Here is a 21,923-nt window from a genome sequence, read left to right on the forward strand (position 1 = left end):
TAACATCACACAACTTACAGCTGTTTTAATCGGAGCAGGCGCTCGCGGAGTAGGCGCGTACGCTCAATTCGCTCTAGACTACCCTTATGAATTGAAATTCGTTGCGGTAGCCGAACCGGATCAGTATCGCCGTGAGAAGTTTGCACAGGATTATGAGATCCCGGCGGATCAATGCTATGAATCCTGGGAGCAGCTTCTAGAAGAGGATCAACTAGCAGACATTGCGCTTATCTGTACAATGGATAAGATGCATTATGAGCCAACTCTCAAGGCATTGAATAAGAAGTATCACGTACTGCTGGAGAAGCCGATGTCTCCGGACCCGCGAGAGTGCCTGGAGATGGAGCAAGCCGCACGAGATAATAACAGACTGCTCTCGATTTGCCACGTGCTGCGCTATACGCCATTCTGGCGTACTATTAAGCAGCTGCTGCAGGAAGGCCGCATCGGTGAGATCGCCTCCATCCAATTAAATGAAAATGTAGGCTACTGGCACATCGCACACAGCTTTGTGCGTGGCAATTGGAACAACTCGAACACGACAAGTCCGATGATTTTATCGAAATCATGTCACGATATGGATGTCTTGTCCTGGTTAATGGATCAGCCCTGCGTACGCGTAAACTCTTATGGCTCACTCATGCATTTCAATCTTGCGAATGCACCAGAAGGTTCCAGCGAACGTTGTCTCGATTGCAAGGTGGAATCAACTTGTCCATATTCAGCGCCGCGGTTCTATTTAAGCAAGGAGTATATGGGTTGGGCGCGCCACTTCACGCCTGAGCTAACGAAAGAAAATATTGTGAGAGGCTTGCGTGAAACCAATTATGGCCGTTGCGTTTATCGCAGCGATAATAACGTCGTAGACCACCAAGTGGTTGGCATGGAATTCGCGAACGGCGCGACCGCGATGTTTAGCATGTGCGGCTTTACATTTGATCAAGAACGCAGAATTCAAATCATGGGCACGCGAGGCGAGCTGCGCGGAGATGACAATACGATCACTTTGTATGATTTTCTAACGCACCAGAAAACCGAAATTACAATTCCGACACAAACAAGCGGTCATGGCGGTGGGGATGCCGGTATCGTCCGCAGCTTCTTAAACGATGTCCGGAACTACAGCTGTCAAGAGACATTGACATCGGCCTCGGCATCTGTGCGCAGTCATTTGATGGCATTCGCGGCGGAAGTGTCTCGTTTGGAGGGCGGCAAATCTATTGAACTGGAAGCTTTCGCGAGAGAATTATTACAGCGCGATGCGACGAAAGGGGTCGACTTACAGCTTCAGTAGGTGTATTATTGAAATAATTGAATATATGTAACTTTCTTATCAAGAGCAGGTGGAGGGACTAGCCCGATGAAACCCGGCAACCGACAAACCTTTGTTATACAAAGGAATGCACGGTGCTAATTCTTGCGGAAACGCTTTGCAAAGCGAATCTGGCAGATAAGAGTGAGGATATGACTGCGAATGAATGCTAATGACCTTTCTCTTACTTACAGAGAAGGTCATTTTTTTTGTTTTCATGTATGGAATTAACTTCGAAATGGGAGGAAAAGGACAATATGGCGATTATGATTCCTAACAAAGGTTCGGTTAATTTACAGAACTGCAGGATTACCCGGATAGAATGTTTCCGATTTGATCATAAGTTTAGAGAAAAGTTGCAGCTTCGAGAAGAGACGGATATTTCCGGATTAATTGCGATTTCCACAAATACGGGAGTAGTTGGTTTCAGGGAATTTGTGATTTCATCTAAAAGCCTAACGGGAGATTTGACGATGTGGGCAACACTTTTTCAGCGAATAAAAGGTTTGTCCTTGGTTGAAAGCATCAGCTACCCTCAATTAAAGCAAGACACATGGGGTCATGTTAGAGTGGAATTAATTGAATCGGTATTAATGGATATAATCGGAAAAATCAGCCTGGGCTTAAATGATAAAGAGTTTCGAGGAGCTTGGGATCGTGAATACTTATTTAATCATGCGCAAGAATACGTTTCTTTTTAAAACGGCAGTTTTGATAAGTTGCCTCTCATTGCTTTAATTGGTATTCCATTATTCGGTATAGGAGCTTACAAATAATCAAGCCACGATCCTGAAAAATTAATTGCACTTATGAAGCGGATGTAAAATCGGCGATTTCAAATCCGGCATGGATTGACAAGATTCAATTCCTAAGATAGGATTTGGGTGAAATCCTAATAGAAGAGGGCATAGCCATGCAACTATTACATAAGGTTGGAAGAAACCCCATTATAGCGGCTGTCCGAAGACCGGAAGAGCTTGCGGATGCTTTGAGTAGCCCAGTCGATAATGTTTTTTTTATGGGTGGCACCGTAACCGAGCTTGTACAGTCCGTTCGTTTGACGAAGGAGGCAGGCAAGGGAGCCTTTATTCACCTTGATTTGATTAAGGGTTTGTCTAGTACAGACCGTGAGAGCTTAGAATGGATTGCAAAGTATGCGGAAGCGGATGGTGTTATTTCTCCCAAGAGCCACATCATCAAGGAAGCGAAGCGATTCGGATTGTATGGTATTCTTCACCTGTTCATCATTGATACAGCTTCGCTCGAGAATGGTCTGAAGCTATGCCGGCAGATCGATCCTGACGGAATTGAATTGATGCCAGGCGTTATTGATAAAGTAATCCGCACGTTCTCGGAATCGCTGAATGATAAATTGATTATCGCCAGCGGTCTCATTCAAACCTGCGAAGAAGTGAATGCAGCTCTGGACGCAGGGGCGACTTCTTTGTCGGTAAGCAATAAAGAGCTTTGGAATATTACGTTCGACCAATTAAACGAATCCAGTTTACTATAAATTGATGTTCATCTGTTGGAGTGATGACGAAGAGAAAGCTCCCAACAATGAGGCCATGTCCTTACATGTGTCTTTTTGTTGGGAGCTTTTTGATTTTTATTCGATTAAGGAGGTGAGAATTGGATGGGCGTAAGTTTTACGAAGGGAAGCGAGCTGTTTGATCAGGTAAAGGCATTTTTTTTCGATCTGGATGGCTGCGTTTATTTTACGGAAACGCTGGCATCACGCGCTGACATTTTAGTAGAGAGGCTTAAGCAGGAAGGAAAGAAGGTTGGTTTTATTACCAACAATTCGCGGCTTAGAGCTCATGAAGTTAAGGTAAAGCTTCACAATCTGGGCTTAGATATTCCCTCTGAGCATATATTTACGGCTACCGACTATACGGGGCTCTACTTGAAGACGAAGTACGGCAATAAGCGCGTGAAATCCGTTGGCAGTGTTGGGCTGAGTGCCGCGTTAGCAGCAGCTGGACATGATCTGCTGCCACTCGATGCTGAGGAGCAGGCCGATATTGTCGTGGTTGGGCGGGATATTACGTTCTCCTACGCAACGTTGGAGAGAATTGCCAAAGAATTGGACCGCGGAGCTCTTCTTATTGGAGCTAACGCCGATGGCTGCCACCCTGGCAGCAGAGGGGAGCGAATACCGGAAACGGGCGCTCTGATTGCCGCGATCGAAGCGGTATCGGGCGGGAAAGCGGAGTATGTAGGGAAGCCTGAACCGCATTTGTTTCTTTACGGCATGCAAGCATTCGGCTGTAGCGAACGGGAAAGCGTGATGATCGGAGACAATTATGATACCGATATTACCGGTGGGAAACATGCAGGCATGCATACGGTATGGATCAGATCAGAGTATGCCAATACGGCTAGCCTTGCTAATCGTGCTTCTAATGACTGGCCGAAGGCGGATTATGTATATGCCACAATCGGGGAACTGTTGGATGGCCTTAATCTATAAAAATACAGAAAGGGCGTAGAGACCGCATGGATATTCAAATTCTTCACTATGTTGAAGGAGCAAGACAAGCACGTGGTTTGACCGTCATAATCGACGTGTTCCGGGCCTTTTCGGTAGCCTGCTACGTGACAGCGGGCGGAGTTCAGAACCTGCTGCCGGTCGGGAGCATGGATACTGCCTACCAGCTGAAGCAGGAGCATCCGGATTACATTCTGATTGGAGAGCGCGGGGGAGTGATTCAACCAGGCTTTGATTACGGAAACTCGCCGTTCTCCATTCAAGATGTCGACTTCAATGGCCGGACGGTCGTACATACGACTAGCGCGGGAACGCAAGGTATCGTCAACGCCGTGAATGCCGACGAGATTATTACGGGCAGCTTTGTCAACGCACAGGCCATTATTGACTACATTCGTTTGCGGAATCCGCAGCAGGTTTCTCTGGTCTGCATGGGATGGGGGGCTGTGGAAGAGGCCGACGAGGACATCTTGTTTGCGCAATATGTAAAGAACGAATTGGAAGGCAAGCCGAACGACTTCCAAGCGCTTGTCCATTATCTGCAGTTCGAGAGCAGAACAGGTAAATTTCTCGATACGGCAGATGCTTCCGCACCGCCGGAGGACTTTGACTTGTGCTTAAGTCTGAATCGGTTTCCTTTCGTGCTAAAGGCAGAGCCATATGGAGATTCATTGATCAGACTGAGCAAGCAAGGAGTTGTCGAAGGAGTGATCCTATGAGCCGGCGTGTACTCGTCATTGGAACAGACGGACTGCGTCCAGATCATGTGGATTTGATGCGGATGCCGACTTATGCAGCGCTGATCCAGCGAGGGACGTTATTGAATGCCTTCCAGGCTGCCTACCCAACAGAAACACGTGTCAGCATGACTACCTTGACTACAGGTGTGCTGCCTGGCCGCCACGGGGTCATCAGCAATCTGATGGTGGTGCCCGGCTTCGGCGACGACGGGTACCTCCAGACAGGCGACGACGGGGATCTGTTGGCCTATAAAGAGGCGATGCTAGAGCCATTCATTCTGGCTCCGACATTGGGAGACCGGCTGCATGCGCAGGGGTTAAAGCTAGCTGTATCTGCGTCAAGCTCCCCTGGAGCTTCGCTTCTATGGAACTTGAACCATCCGGAGCAAGTGATCAATCCATCATCGACCTATGGAATCGAACAGCTTCGGCAGCTGCATATCAAGCTCGGAGAAGTATGCCCGGAGGAGTCGCACGTGAAGCGGGAACGTGCTCTATGGGCGACGCGGGCGTTAACGGAGGTTCATTTGAAGAACCCCGAGAATCAAGCTATGGTTCTGTGGCTGTCCGAGCCGGACGCCAGCCAACACGACTATGGGCTCGGCTCGCCGGAAAGCCTAGAGGCATTGGAACTTATCGATGCATGTGTAGCAGAGGTGCTTAGAGCAATAGAACGGGAAGGGTTGACGGATGAGCTGGACCTATTCCTGATCAGCGACCACGGCCACTCGACGATTCAAGCTCAGGGCTCGCTGCAGGAGCATGTGCGAAAAGGCTGCGAGGAATTAGGCTTGGCGCAGCAATTCGCTGCAGCGGGCCATTATGTGTATGCCGCTCCCGATGGGACGGAGGAACCTTCGCTGCAGGATACAGCCGCGCTCATTGCTTGGCTGCAAGCGAAGTCGTGGTGCGAGCAGGTGTATGTAAGCTCTCCCGAATATAGGGATCTTCCCGGTGTGCTGCCGCTGGAGCTGCTGCTCGGACCGATTACGCATCGCCGCGCTCCTCTCTTCGCAATTCAGCCGGTATGGTCACACCAGCCGAATGAATACGGCGTGCCGGGGACGACGATGGCACTGACCTCCTCTACGTCCCTTCGCGCAAGCCATGGGACGAACAGCCCCTACGACCGGCATGCTTTCTGCCTCGCCGTCGGGAACAGCTTTCACCAGGGTGCTGTATCGGACATCCCTAGTGGCATCGTGGATATCGCCCCGACAGTTTGCTGGCTGATCGGCCTCCAAGAGGAGAGGAGCTTCGACGGCCGAGTGTTGCGGGAAGCGCTGCGCGATTAAAACAACAGATGATGGATTTGTTCTAGGGCTGTATGGCTTCTTACGGAGTCGTACGGCTCTTTTTATTAGCTGTCACTTGGACTTTACCGTGATTGAAACAGAAGAGATGACATAATTACCAAATTAAGATTGACTATGTCAAAAGGTGATAGATTTCCGTGATGCAGATGCGCATACAAAGATAGGATTTACCATCCTCCCTCAGTACCCCGTCACTTCAACCTGTTCTAAACTGAAGTCGTAACATATGATGCGTAAAGTTACCGGTTTTTTATAGGGGTGTAGTTGCATGTTAAGACAAGAAGTTTTTCTAGGCATTGACGGTGGTGGCACCCATTCGACCGCGATCGCAGTTGATAGGGAGGGAAATGTCTTAGCAAAGGTAATTGGCGAATCGATTAATTATTATGCTTTAGGGATGCAGCGAGCACGCCATCATCTTACGCAAATCATTGAACAGATCATGGAACAAATAAAAATTGATTTTTTTGATAGCGTTTACATCGGAAGCTCAGCGCTCAGCCAGGAAGCGTCACCTTCCATGATCGATGAGTTCACCGGAGGCATCATTAAGAGTAGAAGCGTTTATATGCATAGCGACTCCTATATTGCTTTGCTAGCTATGACGCTCGGCAGACCGGGAATTCTGATCATCAGCGGAACCGGATCGATGGGAATGGCAAAGGGATACACGGATGAACTCCTGACTATTGGGGGATGGGGACATTTACTCGGAGATTATGGAAGCGCCTATCATATCGCAATTGAGGGCATTCAAGCAGCTGTTCTAGCCGAGGATCGAATGGCGAAAGCCACGACATTACAGGAAGCGCTTAAAGGATATTACGCTGTAGGAGATCTTCAGGATCTTATTGATAAATTTTATAATCCTCCAGTAGAAAAGCACATTATTGCCGGTTTTGCTTCCGAGGTTGCGAAATGCGCCGAACAAGGAGATGAAGCTGCTCTGAAGCTAGTGAAGCAGGCCGCTCGCGATCTTGCGGCTCATGCGATCGAGCTTGAGAAACGATTGAACATCCGAGGCGTGCCCATTGGCGCGAGCGGAAGCGTATTTAGAAAAAACAGCACGATTTTCGAAGAATTCAAAGGTCTACTCAAGCGGCATTGTCCGCTATCTACGGTTCAGTTGATCGATTGCCCTCCGGAGTTTGGCGCAATCTTCGCTTGTTTTCACAAAGGGAACATCGTACTTGCGCCATCGATTCAAGAGCGCATGAAATTAACCTACGAAATGCTGAAGGAGGAGTAGAATGAACGCGGGTTTGCATTATATAGACGGCATATTAGAGCTTATCGGAACGTTGAAAGCAAAGGAACAAGACAATCTGAGTCAGGCTGCGAAGCTGATTGCCGATGCGATTGAGTCAGGTCGAACGTTACATGCGTTCGGAACGGGGCATTCCCATATGCTCGCAGAGGAATTGTTCTATCGGGCAGGCGGTCTTGCAAGCGTAAATCCGATATTGGAGGAAGGCTTGATGCTGCACCGAAATGCGGTGCAAAGCACGGATCTGGAGCGGTTGGAAGGGTTAGCTGCAGTGATCTTCAAGCAGCAAGCTGCGTGCTCTGGTGATGTCATCATCATTGCATCGAACTCAGGCAGAAACGCCGTCAATATTGAAATGGCACTAGAAGCCAAGGCTAGCGGCTTAAAGGTCATCGTCATTACGAGCCTCAAGCATGCTGAGGCAGCGTCGTCAAGGCACAGCAGCGGCAAGCGACTACATGAAGTAAGCGATGTCGTCATTGATAACCACGGCTGTATCGGTGATGCCTCGGTTAACATTCCGGGTTTGGGCATCAAAGTAGCTCCAACCTCTACGGTATCAGGAGCATTAATCGTGAATGCGATCGTCGCGGAAGTCGTCAATATCTTGTTGCAGCGCGAAGTAACGCCGGATTTATTCGCCAGCAGCAATATGGACAATGGGGATGAGCATAATCGTCGTCTCATCGATAAGTTTAAAGGAGTGATTCGGAGCTTATGACCACATATCCTTCCATCTCTTCAGTAGGAGAGAACGGCTCGGTAATTCGGGGCTGGTGTGACAGTAACGGGTTTTCGTATCTCGGAGATCAAGGAGGTGAAATTCATATTGCAGCCTCTCATTCAACGGATGCTAGATTTACCTATATCGAGGAAACAAATACGGTATCGGATGAGATTTATCAGTTGGAGGTATCAGGCGAGCCGCCACATTGCGAAGTGAAAATCACGTATTCGAGCGACCGTGGCTTAAGATTCGCTTTGAATGCGCTCGGTCAGATGAACAAGCGAGGAGAATGGCGGCAAGGCGCTAAGTACGATTACCCGCTGTTTGCTATCAGAGGCATCATCGAAGGATTCTATGGGCAACCCTGGAGTCAGGAGCAGCGGCTAAGCATGCTTCGCTTCATTGCTTCGAACAATATGAATACCTACGTGTACGGCCCGAAAGACGACGAGTATCATCGCGAGCGCTGGCAGGAGCTTTACGATAAAGAATCCTACGAAAGACTAGGTGCCGTTTTTTACGAGGCTGCTGCGCTAGGGCTCGACTTTTATTATTCCATTGCTCCAGGGCTCTCCATGCGTTATTCAAGCGAGGAACAATTTGCGTCGCTCGTCCGCAAGGTAAGTCAAATCCATGAGCTCGGCGTGAAGCACTTCTGTCTACTGCTCGATGACATTCCAGAGCATCTTCAACATCAAGAGGATATTGGGCGATTCAGCGATTTAGTTGAAGCACACGTTCAATTGGTCAATCGATTCTATGCGGAAATTATGAAGTGGGATGCTGGAATTCGCCTCGTTGTCTGCCCTACGCAATATTGGGGTAAGGGCAATGAACGTTATATTTCGCAGCTGGGAAGCCGGATACATCCAAGCATCGATCTCTTCTGGACAGGCCGCAATATCTGCTCCCCTGAAATTACGATTAGCGAAGCTGCCGTATTTACGCAAAGCACCCATCGCAAACCGCTTTATTGGGACAACTATCCGGTAAACGATGTGGAAATGACCGATGAGATGCATATCGGCCCGTACAGAGAAAGAGATCGTCATTTGTACCGATTCTCTCGCGGGGTTATCGCTAACGGGATGGAGTATGCCGAAAGCTCCAAAATTTCTTATGCCACGATCGCATCTTACTTATGGAACCCCGAGCAATACGATCCGGAAGAGAGCTGGCGCGATGCGCTGAGGGAGGTGGTCGGCTTTACGGATTTCGAGTACATGCTCCAATTCGCGGACAATGTAAGATACTCCTGTCTGTATCTCACAGACTCGCCGATGCTTGCCGCTGAATTGACTCGATTTAATTTTGCGTATTTTTATGGGGATCGGAAACTAGCAATCGATGAATTAGAGAGATTCGTAACGAAAATGAGCTTCGCTGCACATGCACTATTATCTGGAAATATGGAGAATCAAGATTTGCAGAAGGAGCTGCATCGCTGGCTTGTTAAATATTCGGCTGGCTGCGCGCTGCTGCAAGATTGCATCGACTATATTCGAAGTCAACATGCAGATGATTTTGTGAAAGTTCGCGATAATAACAAACGGTATCGCAGTGATCTGACATACGTTTTTGCCGATGTACTCTTTTCATTCTTGAACAAAGTGCTTGACCACTACTATACGACGAAATAACAAATTGAGAGGATGATTTACACATGAAAAAAGCAATCATTGGACTTGCAGTCGCTACTACGCTTACAGCACTTACCGGCTGTTCCGGAAATTCAAACTCAGAGAATGCAGCCGACGCAAAGAATACCGGCAATGCAGCTAATACAGCAAACACAGCCAATGCGGACAGCAATGAAAAGTTTACGATCCGTCTAGCCGACGGCTCTCCAGGCGATGAAGTTCTTAAAGTATGGAATCAAGTGAAAGACATGTATGAGAAGCAGCACCCGAACGTCACGGTAGAATTTGTGCTTCAGGATCCACAGCTGTATCAAACGATGGGGCTGCCAAGCCTGCTGAATGGTGAAAATGCACCGGATATCTATTTTGAATGGGCAGGCGACAGGCTTAAAACGAGAGTGCATGATGGATTTGCAGCAGATTTGACCGAGGCATTGGAGCAAGATGGACTCAAAGGCAAGTTTGCGGAAGGTAACTTCGTAGGCATGGTGTACGACGGGAAGAAATACATGGTTCCAACTGACGCTCAAGTAACGAATGTCATTTGGTATAACAAAAAAATGTTTAACGACCTGTCGCTGCAGCCTCCTAAAACGTGGGACGAGTTCATGGCTGTTTGCGCGAAACTTAAAGCTGCCAACATCACTCCGATTACTACGGGTAACAAGGATTTGTGGACCGCTGGCAACTGGAACGCGCATATGATCTCCAGAGTCGTTGGTGAACAAGCTTATGCTGATGCAATGGAATTGAAGGCGCCGTTCAACACGCCGGAATTTGCTAAGGCTATGAGCTACGCGAAGCAAATTTGGGACAATCAATACATTAACGATAGCGTCAATGGTATCAACGACGACGAGGGCGCGGCGTTATTCTATAACGAGAAAGCTGCCATGTATCCTTCAGGTGGATGGTTCGTATCCGGAGCGATCGATCACGCGCCAGATATGGAATACGATTACTTCAACGTGCCAACGATCGCTGGCGCTAAAGGTGATCAAGAAAGCGTGATCGGCGTTCTGCAAGGCTACGTCGTTAACAAGAATTCCAAACATATTCAAGCCGCTGTTGATTATTTGAAACTGCTCGAATCGCCTGAAGTCGTTACGATGCTGAGCAAGGCTGGCTCATCGATGATTGCACCGGGATCGGAACCAGAAACGAACCCGATGAATCTGAAGCTGAGAAGCATGATGAATGATGCGAAAACAGTCGTGTCACCTCCCGATACGGGTTATAACCTAGAGGTTGCCGATGCGCTTAATTCGGCTACAGCAGAAGTGCTTGGCGGAGTAAGTACACCAGAAGAAGCATTGAAGAAGTTGGATGAAAAAATTGCCCCGCTGAAAAAATAAGATTTCGCCCAATAAGTCGGCGTCTATGACGTAACCGCCGACTTATTCATTAATGAATAAGGAGGTCTGAAAGTAGTGCGCAAATTTCGCATAGCACCCTATCTTTTTACAGCACCGGCAGTACTTTTATTCTCGTTTACGATCCTCCTTCCGATTGTGATGACGCTCATCTTCAGTTTTTATGATTGGAACGGTTTCGGTGCAATGAAATTCAACGGTATTGATAATTATATTCGGGCTTTTCAAGATCATATTTATCTTCTCTCTTATTGGCATATCTTCATCTATATCATATTGACTATCTTTCTGGAAGTCGTAGCAGGACTTCTGCTGGCAGGGCTTATTACGGTGAATTTACGAGGTACGGGAATATTCCGAGTCGCTTTCTTTACGCCTGTTATGCTGCCGATGCTGGTTACCTCCTTCATGTGGAGATTTGTATATAATTCGGATTTCGGTTTATTGAACGCCGTATTGAAATTTGTTGGTTTGGAAAATTTGTCAAGAGTATGGTTAGGCGACCCGCACACAGCGTTGTACGCGCTCTCCATCGTGTCTGGTTGGACCTATGCCGGATTTTACATGACCATCTTCTATGCGGGTATTCAACGTATTCCCAAGGATATTTATGAATCGGCCTACTTAGATGGTGCGACGGAGAAAGACATTTTCTTCAAAATTAAAGTTCCGATGATTAAAAACTTAGTGGAAGTCGCCCTTACGTTATGTATACTTGGAGCTTTCCAAGGGTTTGATCTGTTCTATGTCATGACAAATGGCGGTCCGTATAATGCTACTGAAATTGTAACCACATATTTGGTCAAAGTTGTATTTACCAATGCAAACATCGGCTACGGTTCCGCACTGGCCGTTATTATGACTCTGGTGGTCGTCGGTATCGGGTTATTATTGAACTTGTTAAAGCGTAATGAAACACTGGAGTATTAGATGCAGTCGATGGAATGAAAGAGGTGCTCAACATGGCAAGTGCTAGTTCATACGAAGCGCACAAAAGCGGCAGTCATATCGGTTTTCGATTGGTTTATTATGTATTCATGAGCTTGTTCTCGCTGATTTATTTTTATCCGATGATTTGGATGTTGTTTTCTTCTTTTCGCGTAAATAGAGATATATTCAATAAGCCATTCTCCCTGCCTACCCATATCGACTTCCATAACTGGACGGAAGCTTGGAAAATCGGCGGCATGAACATTTACGTGAAGAACAGCTTAATCGTAACTTCGCTTACGGTTACGTTTATCTTGCTCTTTGCAAGCTTAGCATCATTTGCATTTAGCAAGTTAAGCTTCAAGGGAAGCAAAACAATGCTGCTGATGTTTGTGTTTGGTTTATTCATGCCTTTGCAGTCCTTCTTTATTGCGCAAAACTATCTTTTTGAACACATGCATATTAAGAATACGTATTGGGCGCTTATTTTACCTTATGTCGGGATGGGACTTCCGCTTGCGATCTTCCTGCTTAAGGCGTATCTCGATTCCCTTCCTAAGGAAATGATGGAAGCGGCGAGAATTGACGGCTGCGGAGAGCTGCGAATGTTCTGGAGTGTCATTCTGCCATTGCTCATTCCAAGCTTGGCAACCGTTGCGATTTTCTCCTCGCTGAATTCATGGAACGAGCTGCTGCTTGCATTGCTCTACGTGCAAAGCGACACGCTCAAGACGATACCTGTAGGATTGCTCGCATTCTCGAGTAAGCATGTGACGGATTATAAGCTGTTATTCTCAGCGCTTACGATCATCACGATTCCAATGATCATGATCTATGTATTCTTCCACAAACATATTGTAAGCGGATTGACGGAAGGCTCTTTGAAATAAGAGATCCGTTCAAACGGGCGTTAGCTAGAGCTTCCTACAACATGATTTCATGCGGTAGGAAGCCTTGCTATTATAACGGGAGGTTATTCATTTATGAGTACTCGAGCGGTGAAGTTGGCTGTTGTGGGTGGAAATCGAGGGACGAGCTTCAATCGATCCCTTGCTGTGCTGGCAGACAAAGTCCAATTGGCGGCCATTTGTGATTTGAATGAAGAAGTATTGAAGACGTGGAAAGAACAATATCCTGACATTCAGACGTATCATAATTATGACGAAATGCTGCAGAATCCTTCCATTGATGCGGTCCTTATCGCAAGTCCCATGCTCCTGCATGCGAGGCAAGCGATTGCTGCTTTGAAAGCGGGCAAGCATGTGCTGAGCGAAGTGATTGCGGCGCATACGCTTGAAGACGCTTATGAGCTGGTTGAAACGGTGGAGAAAACCGGTCTTGTCTATATGATGGCTGAGAATTATTGTTATACACGGTCCAATTTGGCAGTTAAGCATATGGCGCAGAAGGGGATGTTCGGTGAAATTACGTATATGGAAGGCGCCTACATCCATGAACTGCGACATATTCTTCACAACCCGAATGGCGCATTGAATTGGCGCGGGAAGCTTCATAAAGAGTATAACGGAATGAACTATCCCACTCACTCGCTTGGCCCCGTTGCGCAATGGATTGGGCTAAACGGCGATGAGCTGGAGAGCATGGCTACCTTCGTTTCCAAATCCCGCGCGCTCAGAAACTTTTGCGACGAGTATTTCGGACAGGATCACCCTGGGGCACAGGATGGTTTCTGGCAACAAGGCGATTCTGCGGTTACGGTTCTGCGGACCAAACAAAACGTACTTATTAATCTGCGTGTAGATTGGTCGTCGCCAAGACCTCATAATACAAAGCATTATGTTCTTCAGGGAACGGAAGGGGCGTATCAGTCTGGGCGCTATCAAGAAGAAGAGGACTTGATTTGGTTAAGAGACCGGTCGCCTTCCAGCGCCGATCAATGGCTTGAGAGCGGAGAGCTGCAAACCGCATGGCGGCCGCTAAGCAGCTATCAGCCGGAGTATGATCATCCACTTTGGACAAAGTGGGCGGAACAAGCTTCACAGGCAAGACATGGAGGCGGAGACTTCTTTGTGCTTGAAGAATTTGTTTCGGTTATATTGGGCGAACGGGAGCCGTCTATGGATGTTTACGACGCGGTGACCTGGAGCTCCGTATTTCCGTTATCGATGCAATCCGTCGCTGAGAATGGGAAGGTCATGACCTTCCCGAAATTTAACAAGCGCAGCACTGGCCAATAGGAGGAGCGACGATGAACCAAGAGAGATTGCTGCCGCAATTCGTGATGGAAAGAGAAGATTTGGCGGATTTGCCGGAGCTAGAGCTATCCCCTGGATACGAGCTTCGCTATTATCAGCCAGGTGATGACAAGCATTGGGAGCAGATTGTGGAATCAGCTTTTGGCTGGGGGAGAGAGTTTCAGAAGGCGATCGTGAGCAACCCCTTCTTTAAGCCGGAGCGGGTGCTCTTTATCTGTTATAAAGATACGCCGGTTGCGACCGCTTGTGCTTGGCATGCAGAGAAGTTTGGCGAGCATTGCGGGTATGTGCATATGGTAGGCGTTCACCCCGAGCATTCCGGCAAAGGGCTAGGTTATTCCGTAAGTCTTGCTGTCCTGCAGCAGATGAGAAGCGAAGGGTTCGAGAGAGCGGTATTGGAAACGGATGATTTTCGCCTATCCGCGATCAAGATCTATTTAAGGCTGGGCTTTAAGCCTACATATATTCATGACAATCATGCAGGCAGATGGGAGCAAGTGTATCGGAAATTGAACCCATTCCATGTGCAAAGTCACACTAGGCCAGGCAGCGCTAAGCCGAATGAAGATGCATTGGCGGTGAATCACTTCAGTCAGGTTTATGGGGTGATTGACGGTGTATCCTCGATGCTGGGATACAAAGATGATCAGGGCCGGACAGGCGGCTATATCGCTGCCCAATTGCTTGCCTCGGCATTGCATGCACAAGACGCCAACTTGGATTTGAGAGAAGCGGTTCTTACTGCGAACCGGAAGTTAAGAGAGAATATGACTGAAGCCAATGTTGATTTGACGTGCAAATGGAAGATGTGGGGCGCTGTATTTGCCGTTGTGCGCATTCATGAGAAGCATATTGAATATGTGCAAAGCGGAGACTGCATGCTGTTCATTCAATATACCGATAACAGCTTGCGCGTACTGACGCGCAATCAAGTGGTTTACTTTGACCAATTGACTCTGAATAAGAAGAAAGAGCTTACGGAATCAGGATTATCAAAGGAGCAAGTGAATGAAGCGCTGTTCCCTTTAAGCATAGCAAACCGTAATCGAGCCAATACGCTAGAAGGCTATTCGGTTATGAACGGAGAGCCGGAGCTGGAGCATTCTATGGAATACGGGCGTACCTCTAGAGCAAACGTGAGTAAAATTTATGCGGTATCGGACGGGATGTTCCATCTCATCGAGCATAACGACGATCCGAATAAATGGGAGACCATGATTCAGGATATGAACGCACAGGGAATTGAAGCGTATTCCGACCAATTGTGCCGCATCGAGAGTCAGGATCCACTTTGCACACATTATGCTAGACACAAAATATCGGATGATAAATCAGCTGTAATCGTAGATTTCAAATTATAATCGACAATTTCAGGAGCGAAGGGAGCAAGTGATTGTATGAAAACAGCGGTTATTCTGGCAGCCGGACTCGGCACTAAGATGTGGCCATTTGCAGAAATTCGGCCGAAGGCGATGATTCCTGTTGGTACCAAGCCGATTATTGCGCATCAGGTGGAGTCGCTGCAGGAGCTTGGTTTTACGAAGATTATTATTGTCGGCGGAAAGCTGAATGGGCAGATTTGCAATTATTTCCGCGAGAACGGGCTCCGTTCGGGCGCAAGGCACGGCGTGGAAATTATCGTATTGGCCGACGAGAAGGCGCAAGGCGCGGCGCTTTCGCTTGCTGCTGCGCGCACAGCAGTAGGCAGTGATAAGGATTTCCTGGTGCTGTACGGAGATACGCTTGTTGACCGAGCAGACCTGGGGCAGTTGATTGCTTCATTTGATCGGCGGTCGGAGCGTGAGCTTGCAGCCGCGCTTGTTAATCCGTTGCAGGAAGAATCCCCTTCGGATTGGATTTGCTGCAAGCTTGAGGACGGCTTAATCAAGCATATTGCAGGACATCCGCGCGGTGATTACACCCATCGATTCGGCGCATTCGCCTTCAGTAATGAATTCTGGTCCTATGCAAGCAGCAACTCCGGCTTATTTACAAGCGTGCAGGTGGGGATGATGCCGCCTCTGGAGGCGCATCTTGAGATGTCGCTGCTCGATTGTATGAATGACGGCTATGCGGTTCGGGCGGTTGAGACGACAGGCGACTTTATCGATTTGGACAAGCCGTGGCATATACTGCTCGCCAATGAGCTTGTTGCGCGCAGCTCGTGCGCGAAGCTAACGGGTCATGTCCTGGCCGAGGGAGCGTCCATCGACCCAAGCGCATCCATCGATGGCTTTGTGCAGCTTGGCGCTGGCAGCCGAATCGGCCGTAATGTCATTATTGAAGGCAACATCATTGTCGGAGACCGAACGATCATTGAGAATGGCGCGATTCTGAAGGGCAACCATGTCATTGGCGATGATACGTACATTGGCAACTACTGTTTTCTATCTGAAGGCACCACTGTCGGTGATCACTGCGTAATCAATCACTGCGCGGAGCTTGAGGGCGTTATTTTTGATACCGTTTATTTGTACCACTACATGGAGTTCTACGGCGTTATCGGTACGTCTACGGATCTTGGAGCAGCTACTGTATGCGGAACGCTGCGGTTTGATGACGGCAGAACGTCGCATCGGATCAAATGGCGCAAGGAGACACCAAGCGAGCACAGCAATGCCATCTACTTAGGCGACTTCGTTCGCACGGGCGTCAATGCGATTCTCATGCCTGGCGTAAAGGTCGGCGTGTACAGTGTCGTTGGTTCGGGCGTCATCCTGGAGGAGGATGTACCTAATCGTTCCTTGCTGTATGTGAAACAGGATCTTGTCCGCAAGGAGTGGGGGCCGTCGAAGTACGGCTGGTAGACGAGGGGTTTGCTTATACGCAAAACAAAACAAAGGGGATAATCAGCATGTACATGCTGATTATCCCCTTTGTTTTGGCCAATGTCATTGTACTCCTGTTTAGGAAGCTACGGTACTGCTCGCGAGCAAATAAAATAAGCGTGGTTCCCTCAGGAACCACGCTTATTTAGTAGGGTCATACTTGATAATGCAGGATTAACATTTCATTAAGGAGTAGGCATGACTACTGGACATACAAACGTCATGATGTGGCTATCTTCTTCAAATCTTGCACCCAGGTCATCGTATGCGTCAGGATCATTGTCTGGGTCAGCATTTACTGTTGTATCCGAATAAGCAACAGTTGCAATGATATTGAATGGTTCATCAGTGATATAAGTGATATTACCATCAGCATCAACAGTACCAGCATTAGTATTTGAGGAAGTATAGATTACACTTACAAATGGATTACCTTCTGTGTTGAGATCTAATTTATTCATTTCTGTAGTCAGCCAAGCGGGATAAGCAAAGTTACTTACATCAACAGCAGCAGGTGATGTCGCATCTGTGTCAGCATTAGGATCAACGACATTGATTGTATATGTTAGTGTCGCCGGAGTTCTAAAGAATCCATCGATAACGTATGCAGTAACTGTCACTTCTCCTGGTTTCAGACCAGTCACATATGCGCCAGAATGCTCGTTTGCTATGCTGATTCCGGTAGAATCAACATTTCCGACTTCGCCATGAACAGCCAAAGCTCTCAGGTCAATAACTTGGTACTTATCTGGATCAGCATGGATTGGAGCTGGAAGTCCATCTACATATCCTGCTTGGTCCCAAGCATCCGTCAGCCAAGAAACGTTCTTGATATAGCCTGTAGTAATAGCATCAAGCTTCACAGAATCGCCGACATTAATGGTAAAGGAGTGCTCGGCTTCATTGTATTGACCATTAGGGTTATGAGCAATGACGCTTGATGCACTAGGATAATCAATGCTCTCTGTTCCTTTGTTGACAGGAGCAGTAACAGCTTTTCCAAGAGCAGCTACATGAGCAGCATCTGTTGGATTCATCGACAACCAATAAGGCATTGAAATAACGGTTGAGGATTCCATAGTTCTTGAGAAAGTACTGTCAATTGTTCTTCTATCCATCGTACCGAAGATATTCGTGTTGTACTTCGACATCATCACTTCATCACGTGGAATAAGCTGGTCAACCATGCCATCAGGTATAACATGCGTGATGTCGTTTCTGTTTGCAGAGAGAACATCCCAGTTAATGAAGTTGTTCGGGATACGTGTCATTTGCCAAGTAGCACCTGCAAGATCTACAGTTGGGTGTCCGATGTTAACGCCTTTGTTTTTCAATGCGCCAAGAGATGCTGCATAGAAAGTAGTCATGAATGGATTTTTCTGTCTCTTCTCGTGATACCACCACTGATTCATACCGGATAAAATGTCTCCAGCATGAGCAGCATCAGTATGGGCAGTTAACGTATAGTAGGCAAGAGCAGCTTCTTCTTCGTCAGAATAGTTCAAGTAAGACTCGTAAGAAGTACCGTTCCCACCCATTCCATCTCCGTTATGAGCAGAGATACCGAAGTATCTTGAGAGGTATTGCAGGCTCATATCAAGCAGCGAAGTTGAGAAAGGCGTATTCGGATATCTGGTTTCAAAATCGTTATGAGCCGTTGGAGCTTCGGATGGAGTATCGCCGTTCATAACTTTTAGTTCGTTTGCATAATCAAGCGGTTTCGTAATCGTTACATCTTGAGCAGTAAGTGCAGCTCGTTCAGCTTCCGTATAGTCGCCCATGTCTTTGACAACCGCAAGCATTTGCAGCGCAAGAGTCGCATTAAGAGGACCATCTTCATAGTCGTTTCTGCCCCATGCATTCGACACGCCCTCAAGGAACTCAGGGTTCATATTCGCCCATTTCGTAGGAACGGACGGATAATTCAATCCATTACCTTTTGTAGCTGGGTCAACATTGTTGAAACGAGACTCTACAGGATTCTCGCCCGTTACACTAACTTGATAGTAATTGTTCAAGATAACCGCATTCGAATGGTTAATCATGTCATTCTTGATAAGCGCAGCAAGCTCAGGGTCGCTGTTTTTGAATGTTTTATAAGCGAGATCAAGCGCAAAGTAATGACCTACCAGCTCATCTGTGGATGTTGTCGCTTTGTAATAAACATTAGTGCTATCCAGGTTTTCTTCAGTTTCTCCGCCATTCAGTTTGGCATAAACTTGAACAAGTCTGGACGGAACAGGAACCGTGTCATAAGCTTTCAACATACCGGTTGGAGACGAATATTTGACCGTAGTTCCATTGATATCCTGAGTTGTTCCTGCGTTCTTCTGCAACCAAGCGGAGTTTACACCTGGACCCCTGTCAGGTAGACTCGCGCTGTTGTTCTTACCATCTACTTTGTAGGTTCTAGAGAAGAAACCGGAGGAAGCGGGCTTATTGCCTGCAGCTTCTAACGTATAGTTGCCAGTAACTGCGTCAATATAGACAGGTTTTCCTTCATCATCCGGAGTTACATTATTGCCCAATAAAGCGTAGATGGATGGGTCGTTTACATTGTTCTTGGAAGGCACTTTCAGCTGTGTGCCAGAGATATAGCCAAGCGTAACGATGGATTCAATCGCGCGAGTTGCAGAAGCTTTCGCATCTATTGTTCTCGCGTCACTACTACCATACGTTTTCTTCATGTAGTTGTATCTCCAGATTTCACCGGAAGCATACATTGTCGTCCAGAGACCATCATTGTCTGTCTCATCAAGATAAGTTTCGACACCTTTATCCGCGTTCATAATGGCCTTAAACATATCTTCTTGAGACATGAATTGTACAGTACCAGACTGGAAGCCGAATCGATCTGCAAAGTTTCTGGAGATCTCTTCTTGAACCAAGGATTTAGCCATCAGCGACATTGGCTTGCGGACAATGTGTGTTGCATTGCCTGCGGAACCTAGAATCCAAAGTCCATTATTGCCGTCAGGCATAATGTTTGTAATGATTTCTTCTGCGTTGAATACTCCAGTGGCTGGTTTATTCTTGAAATTCGTGTAATTGTATGGAGCAGCTGAACCGCCAGTTTGAGGAATGTATCTTCCACCTTGAAGGTACTGAATTTGGTCAGCAGAAGCTAAGTTAGGATCATATAGCGTAACAGCATCAGCGACGATGCCAGTCGATACAGGCGTATAGTCCTTATCTAGTGCCACTTTATCCCACGATTTAATCGAAGTGTCTTTAGATACCAGCCACTTCACGCCGTTACCGCCATCAACATAACCTACATAGTTGGCAGACGGGAAGTTTTTGCCTTCTGGAGCAGTCGGGATATTAGTAGTGCTCCATTCTGTTGAAGATAGATCAGCAGGGATATGAGCATCAAGAGCATTGTAATAGTAAACAATTTTTTCCAGGTTAGTCGCTAGTTTTGGATCGTTTTTCACAGTAACGGTAACAGATACAGATTCACCATCTTGTGTACCTGTAATAGTAGCTGTTCCCGCTGTAACACCTAGCACTTTACCAGCATAGTTGCCAGTGCTGTTACCGATGGTATCCACGTAAGCCACATAAGGATCAGAAGTCGTCCATTGGATAGGCTCATTTACATTCAATCCTGTTGGCTGCAAACGAGTGATTTCTGTAGTCTGCATCTTGACCGTAGTTCCAGTTGAAACAGCTGGAACCGTTGAACTTGTGTCATTCGTAACGCCGCCACCAGTACCACCGGTATTGCCAGTATCACCAGTATTGCCAGTACCACCAGCGTTGCCAGTGTCACCAGTATTACCTGTGTTACCGCCAGTAGGAGTTGTACTGTCTACCGTTTTACCTGCAACTATCGAAGTAACACCAGGCGTAACCGTAACATGAGCTGGTTGTTGAGCTACTGTAACGCCAGCTGATTTGATATTAGCTGTTTGGATACTGCCAGTACCTGTTATATTTGCAGCCGTGTTTAGCGTGAGCGCGTTAAATGAAGAATCAGCATCCAGGTTGATCGTTGTTGTATGTCGCGCATCCGCTACATTCGTTGTACCGCTAATCGTGGACCCAATCAGGTTTACCGCGTCAGCGGATACAAGGCTGAGATCGCCAGTGATTTTTGTATGATCAAAAACAACAGGAGCAGCATTAGTATCAGTCACATACACATCACCAGTGATCGTATGATCTTTAATAATCGCACCAGGGAACGCGATAGTCACATTTCCTTGAATGTTAGACGGAAGTTTATCCAGATCTTCTTGTGTTCTAACCAGCGTTCCCATAACGCGATCCGTCATCACGAACGATTCAGCACGAGTAATATTTGCTTGAGGATCAAACTCACCATTGCCTCTTCCGGCCAGGAATCCTTTGGAAGCAAGTGCAGCAACAGCGTCTGTTGCCCAGCTTGCGATCTCGGAGGAGTCAGAGAAGTTCGTGTTCGTTGACCCGGTAACGACTTGGAAGCCTCTTGAAATCAGTGTAGCCGCTTCTTGACGGGTAATGGGTGCTTTAGGATTCGCATTATTGTTCGCGTCGCCGTTTAGCAATCCGGCCGCAGAAGCTTTCTGAAGCTCCTCATAATACCAATCGCCAGGACTCGCGTCAGTAAACGTCTTTGCACCTTCAGTGCTTTGAAGATTGAATACGCGATTCAGGATCGTAATAAATTCGGCGCGCGTGATATCTTCGTTTGGATTCAGATGACCATTCGCATCGCCTTGCAATAAGCCGGTAGATGACCATTTCTGCAACTCTTTCGCTGCCCAGTGCGTAGAGACATCTTCTTTCGGTGCTCCGTTCGTAGCCACATTCGGAGCAGGACTCGCAGCAAATGCCGTGCTTGATAATAGCATGCTGCCAATAGCGATTGAAGAAATAACTTTAGAAGCTTTTCTTGTTTTTCTCGACATTCTTAATTGCTCCTTTTGTTGGTGTATGGTCTTTCATTCTGCAATTGAAGCGTTTACAATTTTGAAGCTCTTAGTGAAAGGACGCCCCCTTATCTTCAATAAATCTTGGTCCTAAGCTTCATTATGAGCAACTCTTGAAGTCGTTTATAGTGAGTTCATTTCACAAAATCAATCATTAACTGGCGCCT

The 21,923-nt window shown here is 47.2% G+C and carries 16 protein-coding genes and 1 riboswitch; of the genes, 15 read left to right on the top strand and 1 reads right to left on the bottom strand.

Annotation, left to right across the window (positions count from 1 at the left end; translation table 11 throughout):
- Positions 1–4: 4 nt before the first annotated feature.
- The 15 genes from AC0LWF_RS15350 (at position 5) to AC0LWF_RS15420 (ending at position 16,819) form a co-directional block, all read left to right on the top strand.
- Entirely contained in the window at positions 5–1,294 is a 1,290-nt protein-coding gene (locus AC0LWF_RS15350) for a Gfo/Idh/MocA family protein (protein WP_474652633.1), read from the top strand.
- Between the two features lie 33 nt (positions 1,295–1,327).
- Positions 1,328–1,457: riboswitch (SAM riboswitch) on the top strand.
- A gap of 112 nt (positions 1,458–1,569) precedes the next feature.
- On the top strand, positions 1,570–2,013 hold the full coding sequence (locus AC0LWF_RS15355) for a hypothetical protein (RefSeq protein WP_474652405.1): 444 nt from the start codon (positions 1,570–1,572) through the stop codon (positions 2,011–2,013).
- 212 nt (positions 2,014–2,225) lie between these two features.
- On the top strand, positions 2,226–2,825 hold the full coding sequence (locus tag AC0LWF_RS15360; RefSeq protein WP_474652406.1) for a glycerol-3-phosphate responsive antiterminator: 600 nt from the start codon (positions 2,226–2,228) through the stop codon (positions 2,823–2,825).
- Positions 2,826–2,948: 123 nt separating this feature from the next.
- The gene (locus tag AC0LWF_RS15365; protein WP_474652407.1) at positions 2,949–3,785 is read left to right on the top strand and encodes an HAD-IIA family hydrolase; all 837 of its coding nucleotides are present in this window, start codon (positions 2,949–2,951) and stop codon (positions 3,783–3,785) included.
- A gap of 26 nt (positions 3,786–3,811) precedes the next feature.
- On the top strand, positions 3,812–4,522 hold the full coding sequence (locus AC0LWF_RS15370; RefSeq protein WP_474652408.1) for a 2-phosphosulfolactate phosphatase: 711 nt from the start codon (positions 3,812–3,814) through the stop codon (positions 4,520–4,522).
- A complete protein-coding gene (locus AC0LWF_RS15375) occupies positions 4,519–5,838 on the top strand; it encodes an alkaline phosphatase family protein (RefSeq protein WP_474652409.1) in 1,320 nt (439 codons plus the stop codon). The genes AC0LWF_RS15370 and AC0LWF_RS15375 overlap by 4 nt, the downstream gene beginning before the upstream one ends.
- A gap of 289 nt (positions 5,839–6,127) precedes the next feature.
- A complete protein-coding gene (locus AC0LWF_RS15380) occupies positions 6,128–7,108 on the top strand; it encodes a BadF/BadG/BcrA/BcrD ATPase family protein (RefSeq protein WP_474652410.1) in 981 nt (326 codons plus the stop codon).
- Position 7,109: 1 nt separating this feature from the next.
- Positions 7,110–7,847, top strand: a complete 738-nt coding sequence (locus tag AC0LWF_RS15385; RefSeq protein ID WP_474652411.1) for a sugar isomerase domain-containing protein — start codon at positions 7,110–7,112, stop codon at positions 7,845–7,847.
- Positions 7,844–9,493 (top strand): protein O-GlcNAcase, encoded by a 1,650-nt coding sequence (locus AC0LWF_RS15390; protein WP_474652412.1) that lies wholly within the window; start codon positions 7,844–7,846, stop codon positions 9,491–9,493. The genes AC0LWF_RS15385 and AC0LWF_RS15390 overlap by 4 nt, the downstream gene beginning before the upstream one ends.
- Positions 9,494–9,516: 23 nt before the next feature.
- A complete protein-coding gene (locus AC0LWF_RS15395) occupies positions 9,517–10,848 on the top strand; it encodes an ABC transporter substrate-binding protein (RefSeq protein WP_474652413.1) in 1,332 nt (443 codons plus the stop codon).
- Between the two features lie 75 nt (positions 10,849–10,923).
- Positions 10,924–11,796, top strand: a complete 873-nt coding sequence (locus AC0LWF_RS15400; protein WP_474652414.1) for a carbohydrate ABC transporter permease — start codon at positions 10,924–10,926, stop codon at positions 11,794–11,796.
- A gap of 32 nt (positions 11,797–11,828) precedes the next feature.
- Positions 11,829–12,686 carry a carbohydrate ABC transporter permease gene (locus tag AC0LWF_RS15405; RefSeq protein WP_474652415.1) on the top strand — a complete coding sequence of 286 codons (858 nt, stop codon included), beginning with the start codon at positions 11,829–11,831 and terminating at the stop codon, positions 12,684–12,686.
- 93 nt (positions 12,687–12,779) lie between these two features.
- On the top strand, positions 12,780–13,994 hold the full coding sequence (locus tag AC0LWF_RS15410; protein ID WP_474652416.1) for a Gfo/Idh/MocA family protein: 1,215 nt from the start codon (positions 12,780–12,782) through the stop codon (positions 13,992–13,994).
- Between the two features lie 11 nt (positions 13,995–14,005).
- The gene (locus tag AC0LWF_RS15415) at positions 14,006–15,373 is read left to right on the top strand and encodes a GNAT family N-acetyltransferase (RefSeq protein ID WP_474652417.1); all 1,368 of its coding nucleotides are present in this window, start codon (positions 14,006–14,008) and stop codon (positions 15,371–15,373) included.
- Positions 15,374–15,409: 36 nt separating this feature from the next.
- The gene (locus tag AC0LWF_RS15420) at positions 15,410–16,819 is read left to right on the top strand and encodes a sugar phosphate nucleotidyltransferase (RefSeq protein WP_474652418.1); all 1,410 of its coding nucleotides are present in this window, start codon (positions 15,410–15,412) and stop codon (positions 16,817–16,819) included.
- Positions 16,820–17,025: 206 nt separating this feature from the next.
- Here AC0LWF_RS15420 and AC0LWF_RS15425 read toward each other — a convergent pair whose 3' ends face one another.
- Complete coding sequence (locus AC0LWF_RS15425) at positions 17,026–21,735, bottom strand: S-layer homology domain-containing protein (RefSeq protein ID WP_474652419.1); 4,710 nt, start codon at positions 21,733–21,735, stop codon at positions 17,026–17,028.
- Positions 21,736–21,923 lie beyond the last annotated feature (188 nt).

The organism is Paenibacillus sp. sgz302114 (assembly GCF_056120345.1).

Excerpts from the sequence above, each read along its gene's own strand:
- AC0LWF_RS15355 (WP_474652405.1), top strand. The coding sequence starts at position 1,570 with ATGGCGATTATGATTCCTAACAAAGGTTCGGTTAATTTACAGAACTGC.
- AC0LWF_RS15360 (WP_474652406.1), top strand. The coding sequence starts at position 2,226 with ATGCAACTATTACATAAGGTTGGAAGAAACCCCATTATAGCGGCTGTC.
- AC0LWF_RS15365 (WP_474652407.1), top strand. The coding sequence starts at position 2,949 with ATGGGCGTAAGTTTTACGAAGGGAAGCGAGCTGTTTGATCAGGTAAAG.
- AC0LWF_RS15370 (WP_474652408.1), top strand. The coding sequence starts at position 3,812 with ATGGATATTCAAATTCTTCACTATGTTGAAGGAGCAAGACAAGCACGT.
- AC0LWF_RS15375 (WP_474652409.1), top strand. The coding sequence starts at position 4,519 with ATGAGCCGGCGTGTACTCGTCATTGGAACAGACGGACTGCGTCCAGAT.
- AC0LWF_RS15380 (WP_474652410.1), top strand. The coding sequence starts at position 6,128 with ATGTTAAGACAAGAAGTTTTTCTAGGCATTGACGGTGGTGGCACCCAT.
- AC0LWF_RS15385 (WP_474652411.1), top strand. The coding sequence starts at position 7,110 with ATGAACGCGGGTTTGCATTATATAGACGGCATATTAGAGCTTATCGGA.
- AC0LWF_RS15390 (WP_474652412.1), top strand. The coding sequence starts at position 7,844 with ATGACCACATATCCTTCCATCTCTTCAGTAGGAGAGAACGGCTCGGTA.
- AC0LWF_RS15395 (WP_474652413.1), top strand. The coding sequence starts at position 9,517 with ATGAAAAAAGCAATCATTGGACTTGCAGTCGCTACTACGCTTACAGCA.
- AC0LWF_RS15405 (WP_474652415.1), top strand. The coding sequence starts at position 11,829 with ATGGCAAGTGCTAGTTCATACGAAGCGCACAAAAGCGGCAGTCATATC.
- AC0LWF_RS15410 (WP_474652416.1), top strand. The coding sequence starts at position 12,780 with ATGAGTACTCGAGCGGTGAAGTTGGCTGTTGTGGGTGGAAATCGAGGG.
- AC0LWF_RS15415 (WP_474652417.1), top strand. The coding sequence starts at position 14,006 with ATGAACCAAGAGAGATTGCTGCCGCAATTCGTGATGGAAAGAGAAGAT.
- AC0LWF_RS15420 (WP_474652418.1), top strand. The coding sequence starts at position 15,410 with ATGAAAACAGCGGTTATTCTGGCAGCCGGACTCGGCACTAAGATGTGG.
- AC0LWF_RS15425 (WP_474652419.1), bottom strand. The coding sequence starts at position 21,735 with ATGTCGAGAAAAACAAGAAAAGCTTCTAAAGTTATTTCTTCAATCGCT.